Origin of the sequence: Microbacterium sp. Leaf161 (assembly GCF_001423645.1) — a bacterium.
Classification (GTDB): Bacteria; Actinomycetota; Actinomycetes; order Actinomycetales; family Microbacteriaceae; genus Microbacterium; species Microbacterium forte.
In genome coordinates, this window is the sequence record NZ_LMOW01000001.1 from 369,548 (window position 1) to 385,293 (window position 15,746).

Annotated in this window: 16 protein-coding genes; 3 read left to right on the forward strand and 13 right to left on the reverse strand. The window is 67.7% G+C overall.

Translation table 11 applies throughout. The features are described from left to right. Nucleotides 1–16: 16 nt before the first annotated feature. From ASF87_RS01850 to ASF87_RS01865, 4 genes are all read right to left on the reverse strand, one after another. Nucleotides 17–1,393, reverse strand: coding sequence for a cystathionine beta-synthase (locus tag ASF87_RS01850; protein WP_056373743.1), 1,377 nt, complete (start codon nt 1,391–1,393; stop codon nt 17–19). A gap of 89 nt (nt 1,394–1,482) precedes the next feature. Further along, entirely contained in the window at nt 1,483–2,448 is a 966-nt protein-coding gene (locus tag ASF87_RS01855) for a carbohydrate ABC transporter permease (protein ID WP_056373745.1), read from the reverse strand. Then, complete coding sequence (locus tag ASF87_RS01860) at nt 2,445–3,584, reverse strand: carbohydrate ABC transporter permease (RefSeq protein ID WP_235558841.1); 1,140 nt, start codon at nt 3,582–3,584, stop codon at nt 2,445–2,447. The genes ASF87_RS01855 and ASF87_RS01860 overlap by 4 nt, the downstream gene beginning before the upstream one ends. A 103-nt stretch (nt 3,585–3,687) precedes the next feature. After that, a complete protein-coding gene (locus ASF87_RS01865; protein ID WP_056373746.1) occupies nt 3,688–5,004 on the reverse strand; it encodes an ABC transporter substrate-binding protein in 1,317 nt (438 codons plus the stop codon). Between the two features lie 281 nt (nt 5,005–5,285). Between ASF87_RS01865 and ASF87_RS01870 the strand changes: the two genes are divergently transcribed. Further along, on the forward strand, nt 5,286–6,290 hold the full coding sequence (locus ASF87_RS01870) for a LacI family DNA-binding transcriptional regulator (protein ID WP_042539581.1): 1,005 nt from the start codon (nt 5,286–5,288) through the stop codon (nt 6,288–6,290). 127 nt (nt 6,291–6,417) lie between these two features. Here the strand turns inward: ASF87_RS01870 and rplL are convergent, their stop codons facing one another. The 3 genes from rplL to ASF87_RS01885 all read right to left on the reverse strand — a co-directional run bounded on the left by rplL (nt 6,418) and on the right by ASF87_RS01885 (nt 9,359). After that, on the reverse strand, nt 6,418–6,795 hold the full coding sequence (rplL, locus tag ASF87_RS01875) for a 50S ribosomal protein L7/L12 (RefSeq protein WP_042539579.1): 378 nt from the start codon (nt 6,793–6,795) through the stop codon (nt 6,418–6,420). Nucleotides 6,796–6,843: 48 nt separating this feature from the next. Continuing rightward, entirely contained in the window at nt 6,844–7,332 is a 489-nt protein-coding gene (gene rplJ / locus ASF87_RS01880) for a 50S ribosomal protein L10 (RefSeq protein WP_042539577.1), read from the reverse strand. A gap of 233 nt (nt 7,333–7,565) precedes the next feature. Next, nucleotides 7,566–9,359 carry a glycoside hydrolase family 15 protein gene (locus ASF87_RS01885; protein WP_056373747.1) on the reverse strand — a complete coding sequence of 598 codons (1,794 nt, stop codon included), beginning with the start codon at nt 9,357–9,359 and terminating at the stop codon, nt 7,566–7,568. Between the two features lie 51 nt (nt 9,360–9,410). On the opposite strand from ASF87_RS01885, the gene ASF87_RS01890 reads away from it, so the two are divergent. Then, complete coding sequence (locus ASF87_RS01890) at nt 9,411–10,775, forward strand: glucose-6-phosphate dehydrogenase (protein ID WP_056373749.1); 1,365 nt, start codon at nt 9,411–9,413, stop codon at nt 10,773–10,775. A gap of 88 nt (nt 10,776–10,863) precedes the next feature. Continuing rightward, on the forward strand, nt 10,864–11,556 hold the full coding sequence (locus ASF87_RS01895; RefSeq protein WP_042539571.1) for a YqaJ viral recombinase family protein: 693 nt from the start codon (nt 10,864–10,866) through the stop codon (nt 11,554–11,556). Here ASF87_RS01895 and ASF87_RS01900 read toward each other — a convergent pair. From ASF87_RS01900 to ASF87_RS01925, 6 genes are all read right to left on the reverse strand, one after another. Then, nucleotides 11,553–12,077, reverse strand: a complete 525-nt coding sequence (locus ASF87_RS01900; RefSeq protein WP_056373751.1) for a hypothetical protein — start codon at nt 12,075–12,077, stop codon at nt 11,553–11,555. The two genes, ASF87_RS01895 and ASF87_RS01900, sit on opposite strands and share 4 nt — an antisense overlap. Beyond that, nucleotides 12,074–12,715, reverse strand: coding sequence for a hypothetical protein (locus ASF87_RS01905; protein ID WP_056373753.1), 642 nt, complete (start codon nt 12,713–12,715; stop codon nt 12,074–12,076). The genes ASF87_RS01900 and ASF87_RS01905 overlap by 4 nt, the downstream gene beginning before the upstream one ends. Next, nucleotides 12,712–13,344 (reverse strand): signal peptidase I, encoded by a 633-nt coding sequence (locus tag ASF87_RS01910; RefSeq protein WP_056373755.1) that lies wholly within the window; start codon nt 13,342–13,344, stop codon nt 12,712–12,714. Before ASF87_RS01910 ends, ASF87_RS01905 begins: the two co-directional genes overlap by 4 nt. 39 nt (nt 13,345–13,383) lie before the next feature. Continuing rightward, nucleotides 13,384–14,037 (reverse strand): SipW-dependent-type signal peptide-containing protein, encoded by a 654-nt coding sequence (locus tag ASF87_RS01915; RefSeq protein ID WP_235558842.1) that lies wholly within the window; start codon nt 14,035–14,037, stop codon nt 13,384–13,386. Then, on the reverse strand, nt 14,004–14,627 hold the full coding sequence (locus ASF87_RS01920) for a SipW-dependent-type signal peptide-containing protein (RefSeq protein WP_056373760.1): 624 nt from the start codon (nt 14,625–14,627) through the stop codon (nt 14,004–14,006). Before ASF87_RS01920 ends, ASF87_RS01915 begins: the two co-directional genes overlap by 34 nt. Nucleotides 14,628–14,834: 207 nt before the next feature. Beyond that, the gene (locus ASF87_RS01925) at nt 14,835–15,710 is read right to left on the reverse strand and encodes a LysR family transcriptional regulator ArgP (protein ID WP_056373762.1); all 876 of its coding nucleotides are present in this window, start codon (nt 15,708–15,710) and stop codon (nt 14,835–14,837) included. Between the last annotated feature and the right edge of the window lie 36 nt (nt 15,711–15,746).

Sequence of the window (15,746 nt, forward strand, 5' to 3'; positions counted from 1 at the left end):
CCTGTTACGCCGGGCGTCAGCGCGAGAGGTACGACAGCAGATCCTGCCGGGTGAGCACGGTGTGCGGCTTGCCGTCGAGCGTGACGAGCAGCGCGTCGGCGTCGGCCAGAGCGGCCCTCGCCTGCGCGAGCGGGGCATGGATGCCGAGAAGCGGCAGCCGCTCCCCCACGTGCGCTCCCACGGCATCCGCCGGCTTGGCGTCGCCGCGGAACAGCAGGTCGAGCAGGCCTTTCTCGTCGACCGTGCCCACGACCTCGCCCATCATCACGGGCGGCTCCGCGCTCAGCACCACCAGCTGCGAGACGTCGTATTCGGTCATCATGCCGATGGCCTCGAGCACGGTGTCGGTCGGGTGCGCGTGCACCAGATCGGGGATCCCCTCCCCCAGCCGGGCGGTGCGGGCGGCCAGCACGTCGGCCACCGTCTCGCCCTCCTCGACCTCGCTGAAGCCGTAGGAGCGCATCCAGCCGTCGTTGAAGATCTTGCTGAGGTAGCCGCGTCCGCCGTCCGGCAGCAGCACCACCATCACGGCATCCGCCGGCAGGTCGCGAGCGACCCGCAGCGCGCCGACCACGGCCATGCCGCTGGAGCCGCCGACGAGGATTCCCTCTTCACGCGCGAGTCGTCGGGTCATCGCGAACGACTCCGCATCGTCGACCGCGACGATCTCATGCGGAACCCTCGGATCGTAGGCGCCGGGCCAGATGTCCTCGCCGACCCCCTCGACCAGATACGGGCGTCCCGTGCCACCGCTGTAGACGCTGCCCACCGGGTCGACTCCCACGATGCGCACGCGATCTTCCGACACCTCACGCAGATAGCGACCGGTGCCCGTGATCGTGCCCCCGGTGCCGACGCCGGCGACGAAGTGCGTGATCAGTCCCTCGGTGTCGCGCCAGATCTCGGGACCGGTGGTCTCGTAGTGGCTGCGGGGTCCGTTCGGATTCTCGTACTGGTTCGGCTTGAACGCCCCGGGGATCTCGCGGGCGAGCCGATCGCTGACGCTGTAGTACGACTCCGGGCTCTCTGCCGCGACCGAGGTCGGCGTCACGACCACCTCGGCACCGTATGCCCGCAGCACGTCGATCTTGTCCTCCCCGACCTTGTCGGGCAGCACGAAGACGCACTTGTATCCGCGCTGCTGGGCGACCAGTGCGAGGCCGACGCCGGTGTTCCCGCTCGTGGGCTCCACGATGGTGCCGCCCGGCTTCAGGTCGCCCGAGGCCTCGGCGGCATCGATGATTCGCGAGGCGATGCGATCCTTCGCAGAGCCGCCGGGGTTGAGGTACTCCAGCTTCACCAACACGGTGCACGCGACGCCCTCGGTGACGTGCTGGAGCTTCACGAGGGGCGTGTCGCCGACGAGATCGACGATGGAGTCTGCGTACTTCATGTTCACAGCGTACGTGCGACGATGCCGCGACCGGGGCTGTGTTGCGCCCGATCGCGGCATCGTGTGCTCGACCTGTCGTACTGAGCCGATCAGCCCTTCGTGGAACCCGCCAGGAGTCCTCGCACGAAGTACCGCTGGAGCGAGAAGAACACGATCAGCGGGATGACGATCGAGACGAAGGCGCCAGCCGTGAGCAGGTACCAGTCGTTTCCCCGGGTTCCGGTGATCTCAGCCAGCAGCTTCGTGATCGGGGCGGCAGCGCCGTCGGCGAACACGAGGGCGACGAGCAGGTCGTTCCACACCCAGAGGAACTGGAAGATCGCCACGGAGGCGATCGCCGGCATCGTCAGCGGCAGCACCACGCGGAAGAAGATCTGTCCGCGCGAAGCTCCGTCGACGCGCGCGGCCTCGATGATCTCGCCCGGGATCTCCGACATGAAGTTGTGCAGCAGATAGATCGCCAGCGGCAGTGCGAACATCGAGTGCGCGATCCAGACCTGCGCGTAGCCCTGCGAGGCGTCCAGCGGCAGCGTGACCTGCACTCCGAACAGGTTGATGCCTCTCGAGAACGAGCTGAGCAGCGGCACGAGAGCCATCTGGATCGGCACGATCTGCAGGGCGAACACGAAGATGAACAGCGCGTTGCGCCCCTTGAAGTCGATCCACGCGAAGGCGTATGCCGCCATCGCCGCGATCATCAGCGGGATGAGCGTCGCCGGGATCGTGATCGCGATCGAGTTGACGAACGACTCGATGATCGTCAGCTGCGTGGTGCCGGACTGCAGCACCTGCACGTAGTTGTCGAACGTGACCTGCGGGTTGGCGAAGAACTCCCACCAGCCGCTCGACTGGATCTGGTCGCGGGGCCGGAACGACGAGATGAACAGCCCGAGCGTCGGGATCGTCCACAGGACCGCGATCAGGATGGACGCCGCCGACGCCCAGGGGCGGGACAGCTTCTTGCGCGCACGTCCGGCCGCGCCGTCGAGGCCGCCTCCGGTCGTGATGGCTCGAGTGCTGGTCGAGTCTGTCTGGGTCTTCAGCGTGTCGCTCATCGGACCTCCCGCTGCTTCTTGATCTGGCGCGCGTTGTAGATGACGATCGGCAGCACCAGGATGAACAGGATGACCGAGAGCGCGGCGCTGCGGCCCGCCTCGAACTTGGAGAACTGCGTGTACATCTCGTTCGCGAGCACGGATGTGCCGTAGTTTCCGGCCGTCATGGTGCGGACGATGTCGAAGACCTTCAGGGAGGCGATCGAGATCGTGGTGAGCACGACGATCAACGCGGGGCGGATCGCCGGCACGGTGACCGCCCAGAATCGCTCCCACGCGTTCGCGCCGTCGAGCTCAGCCGCTTCGAGCAGCTCGGCCGGGACGCCCTTGATCGACGCCGACAGCACCACCATCGCGAATCCGGTCTGCACCCAGATGAGCACGACGATGAGGAACAGGTTGTTCCATGGCTGGTTCAGCAGCCACTGTTGCGGCTCTCCACCGAACCACACGAGGATCTGGTTCAGCAGGCCGATCTGCTTGAACTCGGGTCCGCGGTACTCGTACATGAAGCGCCAGATGATGCTGGCTCCCACGAAGGAGATCGCCATCGGCATGAAGACCAGGACCTTGTAGATCTTCTCGCCGCGAGTGCGGTCGATGAAGACGGCATACGCGAGGCCCACCAGGGTCGACACCGTCGGCACCAGGAGCACCCAGATGATCGAGTTGATCACCGATGTGATGCCGTCGGACTGGGTGAAGATCCAGAGGTAGTTGGCGAAGCCGACGAAGTCGTTGCCCGAGGAGTTGAAGAACGACGTGTACATCGTCTGGATCGACGGGAGGATCAGCCCGACGAGCAGAAGCAGCATGGCCGGAGCCATGAACGCGACCAGCTGGATCAGGTAGCCCGCTCCGTCGCGTGAACGGTAGTCGAGAAAGAAGAACAGCACTCCCACGGCGACGGCGACGCCCATGGCCCAGTAGTAGGAGCTGAAGAAGAACATCACAGCGAGCGGGATGAGCACGCACATCGCCAGTCGCACCCAGGTGTAGATCGCTCCCTTGCGCGGAGCGATGTCCACGAGCAGCAGGATGACGGCGACGACCACCGCGAAGGCGATGACGACGACGACGGCCTGAAGGACGGGCGGGAGCATGCCGATCCATTGGAAGAATTGAGTCGCGTTCACGGAATCCCCTTCATGACGCGTGAGAAGCTGCAGTCCGTGCGGCGGTGCACGAACCGAATGGTGACGAGGAGGGCCGCCCTTCCGGGCGACCCTCCTCATCCGATCAGCTGGACGGCCAGCCGGTCTCGATCTGCGTCAGGACCTCATCGGTCGACGTGCCGTTGACCCATGCGACGATGCCCTTCCAGAAGGTGCCGGCGCCCACGGCACCCGGCATCAGGTCGGATGCGTCGAAGCGGAACGTCGTGTCCGGGTCCTGGAGGATCTTGATGGTCTCCTGCAGGATCGGGTCCTTGGCGTTGGCCGGGTCGAGTCCGTTGTTGGCCGAGGTGACGCCGCCGAGGCTCACGCGGCTGTTCGCCCACTCGGGGCTCGACAGGTACGCGAGGACCTTCTGGGTGGCCTCGGACTCGCTGAAGGCACCGACGATCTCACCGGCACCGGTGACCGCCTTGTCGTCTGCGCTCTCGCCCGGGAGCATGAAGGCCCACACGTCGCCGTCCTCGGCGATGTTCGTGCCCTCGGGGAAGAAGCCCGACAGGAACGACGCCTGGTGCGTGAGTGCGCAGTTGCCCTCGGCGAGCGCCGGGGCGACATCGCCGAACGCGGTCGAGTTGATCGAGCGTACGTCGCCGAATCCCGCGTTGACATTGGCCGGGTTCAGCAGCACCGAGCCGACCGAATCGAACGCCGTCTTGATCTGGGGGTCCGTGAACGGGATCTCGTTCGTCACCCACTGGTCGTAGACGTCGGGACCGGCCTGACGCAGCACGTAGTCCTCGACCCAGTCGGTTCCGGGCCATCCGGTCGCCGTTCCGGACTCGAACCCTGCACACCACGCGGGCGTGCCGGTCGCAGCCTGGATCGTCTCGGTCAGCGCGGTCATCTCGTCGAGCGTGGTCGGCACCTCGACGCCCCACTCGGCGAACTTCGCCGGGGAGTACCAGATCCAGCCCTTGACGTTCGCCATCAGCGGCGCCCCGTAGAACTCTCCGTCGACCGTGCCGTAGTTCACCCAGTCCTCGGTCCAGTACTCGTTGGCGTTCTTCTCGACCTCTTCGGGTGCCGGCTTCAAGAAGTCGCGCTTGGCGAAGTCGGCGAACAGACCCGGCTGCGGGAAGATCGCGATGTCGGGCGGGTTGCCGCCCTGTGCGCGCGTTCCGAGCTGAGTCTCGAAGTCCTGGCTGCCCTCGTACTTGATCTCGATGTCGTTCTCCTCGGCCCAGTCGGCCCAGGACTCCTGGAGCAGTTCGGCCTCGGAGTCGACGATCGTGCCGTAGATGGTGACGGTGTTGTCATCGCCGCCCGAGCCGCCGCCCGCGGGCGCACCTCCGGGAGCACCACAGCCGGCGAGCGCGATGCCCGCGACTCCCAGCAGTGCGATTGGCGCGTAACGCCGGGAACGCTGTGACAGACCCATGTGAATTCTCCTCTTCGAGTTTCACGGTTCCCACGTCATTCTGCGCCGCCCCTCGGCGCCGAATCGGGAACCGATTCCAGGACAACCTACCGGGGTCTCACGCCGCGACACAATAAGCCAGGATCACAAGCTCGCAACCTTTCGTGATGTCCGATGCTCGGACGTGGGAGCGCTCCCGAGCGATTCGTATGGAACCGGTTCCTTTCCCGCCGCTGAACAGTTACGCTGTCATCGGCGTGGAGGTGGGGACTCGCGTCGAAAGGCATGGTCGAGGAGGACCGATGAGCACGATCGCCGACGTCGCGGCGCGCGCAGGCGTGTCGAAGGCGACGGCGAGCCGAGCGCTCAGTGGACGCGGATACGTCTCCGATGGCACCCGCCAGAGAGTCGCCGATGCAGCCGATGAACTCGCCTACGTCGCTCACTCCTCTGCGACGAGCCTCGCCACGGGACGCACGCAGACCGTCGGCGTCATCATGCCTCCTGTCGACCGCTGGTACTTCTCCGAGCTGCTGGCCGGGATCCAGGAGTCGCTGTTCGCGCTCGACTACGAGCTCGCCCTCTACGGCATCCGCGAAGGCAGCGAGACCCGCGAGCGCCTCTTCGACACGGTGCTGCCCGGCCGGCGGTTCGACGGGATCATCGCCGTCGGAATCCAACCCAGCGCGCAGGAGCTCGAGCGGCTTCATCGCTCAGAGCGGCCGCTCGTCAGTGTCGGCCCCTACAGCGAAGGGTCGAGCGCGGTGTCCATCGATGACGTCGCCGCCGCACGCATCGCCACCGAGCACCTCATCGAGCTCGGCCACACCGACATCGCATTCGTCGGTGGTTCCACGGATCCGGACGACCTCAGCTTCGGCGACGCCCAGCGTGTCGAGGGATACCTCGAGGCACTCGCTGCAGCGGGCCTCGAAGCGATCGCCAGGATCGCGGATGCGCGCCCGACGATGCCCGGCGGCTACGCCGCCGCCGTCGAGCTGCTCGGTGATCGCCGAGGGCGACCCACCGCGATCGTCGGCGTGTGCGATGAGGCGGCGATCGGAGCGATGATCGCGGCCCGGCGCCTGGGGATCGCCGTCCCCACAGAACTCAGCATCGTCGGGGTCGACGACCACGAGCACGCCGAGATGTTCGCGCTCACCACCATCAAGCAGTCGCCACGGGAGCAGGGGCACGAGGCGGTGCGGCTGCTGCAGCAGCAGATAGATCAGCCGGACTCGCCACGAGAGCGCACTGTGACGGCATCCGCCCTGGTCGTTCGCAGTTCCACCGCGGGTCGACGCTGACCCGCGACCTCGCTCGCGAGGCCTCTCACCGGCCCCGGACGCACGAAAGCCCCGGGCGGACCCGGGGCTTTCGTGAAGCGTTCAGACGCATCCAGGGCGAGGCGCACGCGCCGCGACCTGGAACGGATTACTTGAGGGTAACCGTGGCGCCTGCCTCTTCGAGAGCAGCCTTTGCCTTCTCGGCGGCTTCCTTGTTCGCGCCCTCGAGCACGGCCTTGGGAGCACCGTCGACGACAGCCTTGGCCTCGCCGAGGCCGAGCGAGGTGAGCTCGCGGACGGTCTTGATGACCTGGATCTTCTTGTCGCCGGCAGCCTCGAGGATGACGTCGAAGGAGTCCTTCTCCTCAACCTCTTCAGCAGCGCCGCCGCCTGCGCCTGCAACGGCGACGGGGGCAGCAGCGGTGACCTCGAACTTCTCCTCGAACGCCTTGACGAAGTCGTTGAGCTCGACGAGGGTCAGGCCTGCGAACTGCTCGAGCAGCTCCTCAGTGGTGAGCTTAGCCATGATGTATCTCCTAGATAGATGGGTTTGTTGAACGAGATCGCAGGTCGCTCACGCGGCCTCAGCGGTCTCCAGCTTTTCGCGAAGAGCATCGATGGTGGCGGCAGCCTTGCCCATCGTGGCCTTCATCATGCCCGCAGCCTTCGCCAGCAGAACCTCACGGCTCTCGAGCGCGGCGTACTTGTTGACCTCGTCGGCGGTGAGGGCGTTGCCCTCGAAGATGCCCGACTTGATCACGAGAAGCGGGTTGGCCTTGGCGAAGTCACGAAGAGCCTTGGCAGTGGCGACGAAGTCACCGTGCACGAACGCGACGGCCGACGGACCCTTGAGGTCGTCGTCCAGCGCGGTGATGCCAGCCTTGTTGGCGGCGATCTTGGTCAGCGTGTTCTTCACCACGGCGTACTCAGCGTCCTGACGGATGCTGTTGCGCAGCTCCTTGAGCTGGGCAACCGTCAGACCGCGGTACTCGGTCAGCAGAACGGCAGTCGAGTTCTCGAATGACTTCGTGAGCTCGGCAACCGATGCGTCCTTCTGCGCCATGGTCACTCCTTGGTGTGTACGAGGCGCCCCACGGAGGTGAGGCGCCGGTTCCGACCGCTGGCAACAGAAAAGCTCCGGCGCAAGCGCACGGAGCTTTGGAAAGTTCGTGTCCTGCGCGGGCCCCTGCTGAGCAGAGCTTCGATCCTCATGCGCTTGCGCACACGACGACGACCAGCGGTCTTCGGTTACGACAACTGTACCTCACGGCATCCCCGGCCCCAAATCGGTCGGGATCACCGACGGTGCGCGGCGCGACCTCCGTGGCCCGCGAGCGCGTCGGCGGCGCGGATGAGACTCAGGTGCGAGAGCGCCTGCGGGGTGTTGCCCGCCTGCCGCTCGTTCGCGACGTCGTACTCCTCCGACAGCAGTCCGAGGTCGTTCGTCATCCCCCTCAACCGCTCCATCAGGTCGCGCGCCTCGTCGACACGGCCACTCGTCGCATACTGCTCGACCAGCCAGAAGCTGCACGCGATGAAGGGATGTTCTCCTCCGTCGAGCCCGTCCACACCCGACTCCGTGCGGTAGCGACGGAGGAATCCGTCGGTGAGCAGGGTGCGCTCGATCTGCTCCACCGTGCGGAGCATCCGCGGATCGTCAGGGTCGCAGTACCCCACCTGCGGCAGCACGAGCAGCGACGCATCCACCTCGATCGAGCCGTAGTGCTGAACGAAGTACCCGTGGTCCGCGTCGACTCCGTGCTCGTCGATCTCGCGCCGCAGCCCGTCACGGACGCCCGCCCACCGATCGGCGTCGCCCGGGAGGCCATGCTCCTGCACGGCCCGGACGCCGCGGTCGAGCGCAGCCCACATCATGACCCGGGAGTGCGTGAACCACTGCGGCTCGCCCCGGATCTCCCAGATGCCGTTGTCGGGACGCTGGATCGAGGCGATCACCTGCTCGATGAGCGCCCGCTGGAGGGGCCACGAGAAGTCCCCCTCCTCAAGGCCGGCGATCCGGGCGCACTCGAGCGCGACGAGCACCTCGCCGATCACGTCGCCCTGGTACTGGTCGACCGCGCCGTTGCCGATCCGCACCGGGGCCGCGCCTCCGTAGCCGGGCAGACTCGTGAGCTCTCGCTCGATGAGATCGCGCTCTCCCGCGATCCCGTACATGATCTGCACCTCGTTCGGCTCACCGGCCACGGCTCGGAGCAGCCATCGCCGCCAATGGTGCGCCTCGGTGAGGAACCCGTGAGCGATGAGGGCTTCGAGCGTCAGGGCGGCGTCCCGCAACCAGACGAAGCGGTAGTCCCAGTTGCGCGAGCCGCCGAAGTCTTCGGGAAGCGATGTCGTGGCCGCAGCCACGATGCCACCGGTGTCCTTGTTCGTGAGTGCCCTCAGCACCAGCAGAGACCGCACGACCTCGCCGCGGTACGCGCCGTCGTGCTGGATCCCGCTCGCCCACCCCTGCCACCAGGATCGCGTGGCGGCGATCGCGTCGTCGACGTCGAGTGCCGCTGGCGCGTGCTCGTGCGAGGGGAACCAGCTGAGCGTCAGGTCACGGACCTCCTCCGCGGCGACCGTGAACGTCGCACGGTGCCGGTGGTCCTCCGCGACGAGCCGCACGCCGCGCACGGTCACGGCTTCGGGTCCGGCCGTCGCGCGCAGCGCCGGCTCCTCACTCGTGCCCACCTGCCGCACCCACGGGAGCCTGCGGGAGTAGTCGAAGTGCAGGCGCAGCTCGGTGACGAATTCGACGTGGCCCGTGATGCCGACGACCCTGCGAACAACATCGCTGCGCGAGGAGTGGAGCGGCATGAACTCCTGCACCTCTGCGATACCGCCGGCCGTCTCCCATCGGGTGACGAGGATGAACGTGTCCGACACGTAGTGGCGCTGCGGTGTCGCGGTGGCATCGAGCGGCCGCAGGCTCCAGCATCCGTTGCTCGCCTCTCCGAGCAGGGCTCCGAACAACGACGGCGCGTCGAAGCGAGGAAGGCAGAGCCAGTCGATACTGCCCTCCTTCGAGACGAGCGCGCCGGTGCGGCAGTCGCTGAGCAGGGCGTAGTCCTCGATGGGAGCGGGCATCGACCGATTCTGGCACGACCGTCCGTCGAGTGGACGGGATACGGTGAGACCATGACCGATGCGACGACGCTGGTGATCCTCGGGGCCGGTGGCGACCTCACCGCCCGGCTCCTCCTCCCCGCGCTGGGACAGCTGCTGACACGGGAGCCCTCCCGCGCGGTGCGCATCGTCGGCGCCGACCGCGAGGAGTGGACCGACGCGGATCTCGATTCCGTCGTCCGCTCGTCGTTCGCGTCGATGGATGCCGAGGACGCCGCGTCCCGCGTGGACGTGACGTACACGCGGACCGACATCACACATCCGGACGACCTCCGCGCACTGTTGAAGGACTGCACCGGGCAGGTCGCGCTCTACTTCGCCGTGCCGCCCGCGGTGGCCGCGGCGTCTGTCGCGACTCTCACTCCCGACATGCTGCCTGCGGGCGCGATGCTCGTCATGGAGAAACCCTTCGGCACGGACGAGGCGAGTGCCGAAGAGCTGAACCGGACGTTGACCGATCTCGTGCCCGAGAGCCAGGTGTTTCGGGTCGACCACTTCCTCGGCCGCTCGACCACGCTCAACCTCCTCGGGGCGCGGTTCGCGAACCGCATCCTCGAGCCGCTCTGGTCTGCCGAGAGCATCGAGTCGGTCGACATCGTCTACGACGAGTCGCTGGGGCTGGAAGGACGCGCGGGCTACTACGACAAAGCGGGCGCACTGGTCGACATGATCCAGAGCCACCTGCTGCAGGTGCTCGCCGTGCTCGCGATGGAGGAGCCGGCGACTCTCGATGAGATCGACTTCCGGGCCGCGACCTCTGCGGTGCTGCGTGCGACCGCGGTGTGGGGCGACGACCCCGCGGGGTCGTCGCGCCGAGCCCGATACACCGCAGGAGAGATCGACGGGGCGGCGAAGCCGTCCTACGTCGACGAGCCGGGGGTCGACCCCGACCGCCAGACCGAGACGCTCGCCGAGGCGACGTTCGAGGTGCGGAACGCCCGATGGGCGGGGATTCCGTTCCGGCTCCGCTCCGGCAAAGCCCTCGGCACGCCTGCAAGGGAGATCGTCGTGCGCTTCCGTCCGGTCCGCCACCTGCCGCGGGGACTCACGGGCACGTCGGACGGCGCGGTGCTGCGGTTCTCACTGGGACCGGACCGGATGTCCCTCGAGCTGAACCTCAATGCGTCCGAGGACCCGTTCGAGCTGGAGCGGGCCACGTTGTCGGCCGAGCTCGGAGAGGGTGCACTCAAGGCGTATGCCGAGGTCCTGTCCGGCGTCTTGGACGGCGACCCGATGCTGGCAGTGCGCGGCGACGCCGCCGAACAGTCCTGGCGCATCGTGGCTCCGATCCTCGAGGCGTGGCGGCAGGGCGATGTGCCGCTCGACGACTACGTCGCCGGATCCTCCGGCCCCGAGGGGTGGCCTGAGCTCGGCTGACCCCTTTCCGACGCGGAGAGCGCCCGAGGGATGCCACGGAGCGGCGTGTGCGGGAGGGAGAGTCGGCGACCGGGGTTACCCTCGATAGGTGACCCCCGAACTCCAAGCTCGCATCGTCGCGGACTCCCGCGACCGCGTGGCCTGGATGAGGGCACGATCGCGCGGGATCACCGCCACGGACGTCGCCGGACTCACGAGCGAGAGGTCGATCGCGCGCGCGGCCGACTCGAAGCTCGGCGGTGGACCCCGCTTCGGAGGCAACGCCTACACCGATCACGGGCGACGCCGCGAGCCCGAGATCGCCGCCTGGGTGGCGGCGACCCACGGCATCCTGCCGTCGTCCGCCCTGTTCCGCGCCGAGGTCGAGCATCGGCACCTGGCGACCCCCGACGGCATCGCCGTCGACGCGGACGGCCGCGTCAAGCTCGCCGAGATCAAGACCACGAACAAGGCGTTCCGCGGCATCCCCCGCACCTACCTCCGCCAGATCTGGTGGCAGCAGCACGTGCTCGGCGCCGAGCGCACTCTGTTCGTCTGGGAGGAGCACGTCGACTTCGCTCCGATCCACGATGAGCCCCGCTGCGTCTGGATCGATCGCGACGACCGCGAGATCGCGAAGCTCGTCGGCCTCGCCACCGACCTCATCGACGAGCTGTACCGACGAACCACCGGCATGCAGGTGCCGACCCGGATAGCGGATGCTGCGGCAGCGGCCGCCGCCAGTCGCCGCGAGCACCTTCGCGAGCGCGACGCCTTCCGCGCGCTCGCTCTCGCCGACTAGACGCCGTTGGCGGGAGTGCAGGTCGGCGCGCCCGCGATCAGCGGAGCGTTGTAGGTGGCAGTGGTGACTCCGGGAGAGATCCACCCCGAATACGTCGTCCGCATCTCGAGGATGACGTCCGCGCCCAGCAACGATCCGAGCAGCCCCGAGAGCAATCCTGTCGTGATGTCCGCCGTGTACCTGCCCTGGGCATCCGGCCCCGTGACCACGGGGGCGATCACCGTCGTGCCGACGCGCCACTGCACGTTCGCCGATGTCATGGTCGAGTACGGTGCCGCAGCGTTCGGCCACTGGAAGACGATCTTCATGAACGAACCGCCCAGCACGGGCGGCCGGATGCACGAGGAGAAGCCGGTGATCTGAGGTGGAGCGAGACGCAGTGCGGTGATGGTCGTCCGGGCGTGGTCGCTGTCGGTGAAAGCCGCCTCGCTCATCTGAGCCGACGGTGCCATGCCGATGCCCAGCAGAAGAGCTGCCCCCGCGACGCCGGCGAGGACGCGCCGCCCACGTCGGCCGGTCATGACTCGTCCTCCCTCTCGACGAAGACGCGGCGGCGACCCGCCACGAACAGCAACGTTCCGACGGCGCCCACGGCGATGGCCGCGCCGATCGTCCAGGGCGCGAGCGGTGAGAGGCCGGTCGTCGCGAGTCCCCCGTCCGGGCCGATCACGGCCGACTCCCCGGCGCCGCGCGCATGCACCCGCACCTGTGTGCTTCCGGCTTCGTCGCCGGCGAGAGAGATGACGAGTCTCAGGTGCGCGACCTCCGTGTCCGCCATCTCGAGGAGGGCCACCTCCGCGCCGTCTCGGGGAATCGGCCAGCCCGTTGTCAGCTCTTCCACGTCGCCGACGCAGCCGGTCTCGTCCCACTCCAGCTCGCACCGGTAGGCATCCACGATGAGCGACGCATCTCCCGACGCGCTCACGCCCACCGCCACGACTCCCGGGTCGGGCGCCTCCGCACTCACCGTCACGTCCCATTGCACAGGCTGTCCTGGCAACAGGCTCGAAGCAGCGTCCCAGTCGGCGACCGAGACCAACCGCAGAACATCTCCTTGCACCACCTGGGTCGACGGCGCCGCCCACGCGGGGCCCGCCGCGAGAAGCACTCCGAGAACGACCGCCGAGGCGCTCGTCGCGCATGCGGCCCGCCGGTTCATCGGCCGGCCCCCGCCGTGTGGGTCCGCACGCGACGCTCCTTCGACGAGCGTGGCCAGAACGCCCAGACGACCAGGGCCGTCGCGCCGAGGGTGAGACCGCCGAGCACGTAGGGGTTGCCCATCGCGACGATCACGGTGGCGATTCCCGGAACCGAGAACAGCACGACTCGCACCGTCTGCACGGTGTAGGGGTACGGATCGTCGGCCGTGTTCGCGTCCCCTCTCATCGTGATCACCCTCTCGTCCTTGCTCGCGCCGGGAGCGATCGAGGTGATCCGGTGAGTGACAGGCAGGTCGCCCTCCCGATCGACGGTGACCACGTCGCCGACCTGCGCCTGTGAGGCCGCGATGCTCTGCACGACCGCGACGGAGCCTGCCGGGATCGTCGGCGACATGGATCCGGTGCGGAACATGATGAGGGTGATGTTCGCCGTGAGTGCCACGACGACCAGCACCATGCAAGCGGCGCCGGCGATGGCCGCGAGCCAGAGAAGGGCGTCGGCCAGCACGCGCCCGGGACCTCGCCGACTCGATCGCCGCGGGACGGATGCCGACGGCGAGGGCCCAGACGGTGACTCGTCGATGGCCGCCGCCTGCTCACGCAGGCTCCGCCTCGTCGGTGCACTCATCGTTCCTCCTCAGACCCCGCCCGCAGCTCTGCCCGCGTATCAGCTCGAGACTCCGGCGACCTGCCATGTCTGGATCGCCGTCAGCCCCTGGGCTCCGTTGTCGGTCGCAGCAGGCAACGTCACCGCGAAGCAGTAGTTCACGGTCGTCCCGCTGTTCGCCGCGACCGCCTGGGTTCCGGTTCCCCCGACCGACATCAGCGAGTTGTCGGGAACGACCGCGGTGCCGGCCGTATACGTCGTGCTGTTGCAGGCGGTGCCGGCGATCGCCCGCACGCCGTATCGCAGATACGTGCCGAGTCCGGTTCCCGCCGTCGAGGTCACACTCAGCTGCAGCGTGCCCGCGACCGACGGATTCGCGGTGCGCACGCTGAACAGCGCATAGCTCGTGTTGCCGGGGGCCATGGCCGAGAACGGTGCGCTGAATGACAGGGCCGCCGGGGTGCCGACCGGGTGACTCGAGAAGGTCGCCCCGTCGGTCGCACCGACGATGTCGAACCTCCCCGCGGTGAATGTCGCGGTGCCGTATTCGGAATCGTTCCAGGCGGCGAGGGTCATCGTCGCGCCGACACCGAACACCAGGCCGCCCGCGAGCACGGCGCGTATCCGACGGGAGAGCAGTCGCTTCCCCTCCCGCATGCCCCTGCGGGTGACAGCCATGATCAGTTCGCGGTCGAGGTGGCCGTGAACTTCCACGTCGCGGTCGCCGCAGCGCCCTGGGTCAGTCCGGCGCCTGCGGTCACGGCGAAGCAGAGTTGCACCGGCGTGCCCGCCGTCCCGGCAGTCGCTCCCTTCGTCAGCGGTACGGAGGCCGGGCCGGTCTGTGCACTGAGTGTCGCTCCGGTGGCGACGACCGTGCCCGTGGCTCCCGCGCCGCAGGTCGCAGCGGGGCCGATCGCCGTCACGGTGTACGACAGGTTCGCGGTGTTACCACCGGCGCCCGCTGTGACGCCTGCGGGCAGCAACGTGGCGCTGTTGGTCGTCGTGCTGTCGAGACGCACCCAGAACGGCGCGTAGACGACGTCGCCGGGCGACATGGACGAAGCCACGGCGGGCAGCTGGAAGACCAGCGTGGCAGCAGTGTCTCCGTTGTCGACGTTGTGGTTGGCATATCCGGTCGTGGCGCTCGTCGTCGACCCCTCCAGGTTGAACGATCCTGCGGTGAACGTGCCGGTCGCGAACTCCGAATCGTTCCAGGCTGCGAGCGTCACCCCGATCCCGACGCCGAGCACCAGCCCACCGGCCAGAACTGCCAGAACCTTGCGTTGCGTGTCTCTTTCAGCCATGACATTCCCCCTCCGGAATTCATGAACCGCAGATGCCTGGGGATGGTCGCCCTTCTGCGGCCTGCATCCGAGTGTTCATGTCATTGCCGACAGCTTTGTCCAAGATCTCGATGAATACAAGGGCACGTGCATCACGAATGCTGCTGTCCAGCCCGATTCGCCGACAGAATGTCTGGGCGAATCCATCACCGATCGGCTGGATGACTGTCAGTGCGACAGCACTCGTCGAGCCTCGTCCGCGACCTCGGCGGCGATCGTGTCGAGCAGCCGAGACCGCAGATTCCACTGTTGCCAATAGAGGCTGACCCGCAAGGGTGCTCCCCCGAGCCGCACCAGCTCATGATCGCCCTGCAGCAGCGGCACCATTCCCCAACCGAGCCCCAGCCGGACGGCGAGCGCGTAGTCATGCGACGCCGGCACGTAGTGCCTGGGGACCCCGTGCTGCGCGACGCCCATGGCGCTCAGCCACTCATGCTGAAGCGTGTCGCGTCGGTCGAAGTCGACGAAGGGAGCGGCTGCGAGAGCCTCGGCTGTGACGCCGTCGCCGAACCAGCGTCGGGCGAACGCGGGCGCGGCCATCGCGTGATACTCCAGCACGCCGAGCGGCGAGACGGAGCATCCGGCCACGGGCTCCGCCTCGCTGGTGACCGCCCCCATGACGGTGCCCGACTCGAGCAGACGGGCCGTGAAGTTCTGGTCGTCCCGATGCAGGTCGAAATCCAGCTCGTGCGTTGCGGAGAGCCTCGCCAGCGGGCTGAGGAACCACGTCGCCATCGAGTCCGCATTGACCGCGAGAGGGATGCGGGTGCGCGGCGCGTTCACATCGTCGAGGCCGAGCGCGGTGAGGGCATCGTGTTCGAGCAGCGCGATCTGCCGCGCCAGTCGGACGACCGACTCACCGGCCTCCGTAAGGCGCGCGGGCTTGGTGCGCACCACGAGCACGCGTCCCAGCTGCTCTTCGAGGCTCTTCAGCCGCTGACTCACCGCAGAGGGGGTCACCCCCAGCACTCGGGATGCCGCGTCGAAGGTTCCTTCGTCACCGACGGCGGCGAGGGTCACGGCGAGTTCGGGGTCGATCTTCACATTAGCGATGCTAATGGCCAGCAAGGAATCCGAACT

What these genes read in the sequence shown, in the direction of transcription:
- ASF87_RS01885 (WP_056373747.1), bottom strand. Translation starts at nt 9,359, where the DNA reads ATGCCCGCTCCCATCGAGGACTACGCCCTGCTCAGCGACTGCCGCACC.
- ASF87_RS01910 (WP_056373755.1), bottom strand. Translation starts at nt 13,344, where the DNA reads ATGAGTGCACCGACGAGGCGGAGCCTGCGTGAGCAGGCGGCGGCCATC.
- ASF87_RS01855 (WP_056373745.1), bottom strand. Translation starts at nt 2,448, where the DNA reads ATGAGCGACACGCTGAAGACCCAGACAGACTCGACCAGCACTCGAGCC.
- ASF87_RS01890 (WP_056373749.1), top strand. Translation starts at nt 9,411, where the DNA reads ATGACCGATGCGACGACGCTGGTGATCCTCGGGGCCGGTGGCGACCTC.
- rplL (WP_042539579.1), bottom strand. Translation starts at nt 6,795, where the DNA reads ATGGCTAAGCTCACCACTGAGGAGCTGCTCGAGCAGTTCGCAGGCCTG.
- ASF87_RS01870 (WP_042539581.1), top strand. Translation starts at nt 5,286, where the DNA reads ATGAGCACGATCGCCGACGTCGCGGCGCGCGCAGGCGTGTCGAAGGCG.
- ASF87_RS01900 (WP_056373751.1), bottom strand. Translation starts at nt 12,077, where the DNA reads ATGACCGGCCGACGTGGGCGGCGCGTCCTCGCCGGCGTCGCGGGGGCA.
- rplJ (WP_042539577.1), bottom strand. Translation starts at nt 7,332, where the DNA reads ATGGCGCAGAAGGACGCATCGGTTGCCGAGCTCACGAAGTCATTCGAG.
- ASF87_RS01905 (WP_056373753.1), bottom strand. Translation starts at nt 12,715, where the DNA reads ATGAACCGGCGGGCCGCATGCGCGACGAGCGCCTCGGCGGTCGTTCTC.
- ASF87_RS01850 (WP_056373743.1), bottom strand. Translation starts at nt 1,393, where the DNA reads ATGAAGTACGCAGACTCCATCGTCGATCTCGTCGGCGACACGCCCCTC.
- ASF87_RS01920 (WP_056373760.1), bottom strand. Translation starts at nt 14,627, where the DNA reads ATGGCTGAAAGAGACACGCAACGCAAGGTTCTGGCAGTTCTGGCCGGT.
- ASF87_RS01865 (WP_056373746.1), bottom strand. Translation starts at nt 5,004, where the DNA reads ATGGGTCTGTCACAGCGTTCCCGGCGTTACGCGCCAATCGCACTGCTG.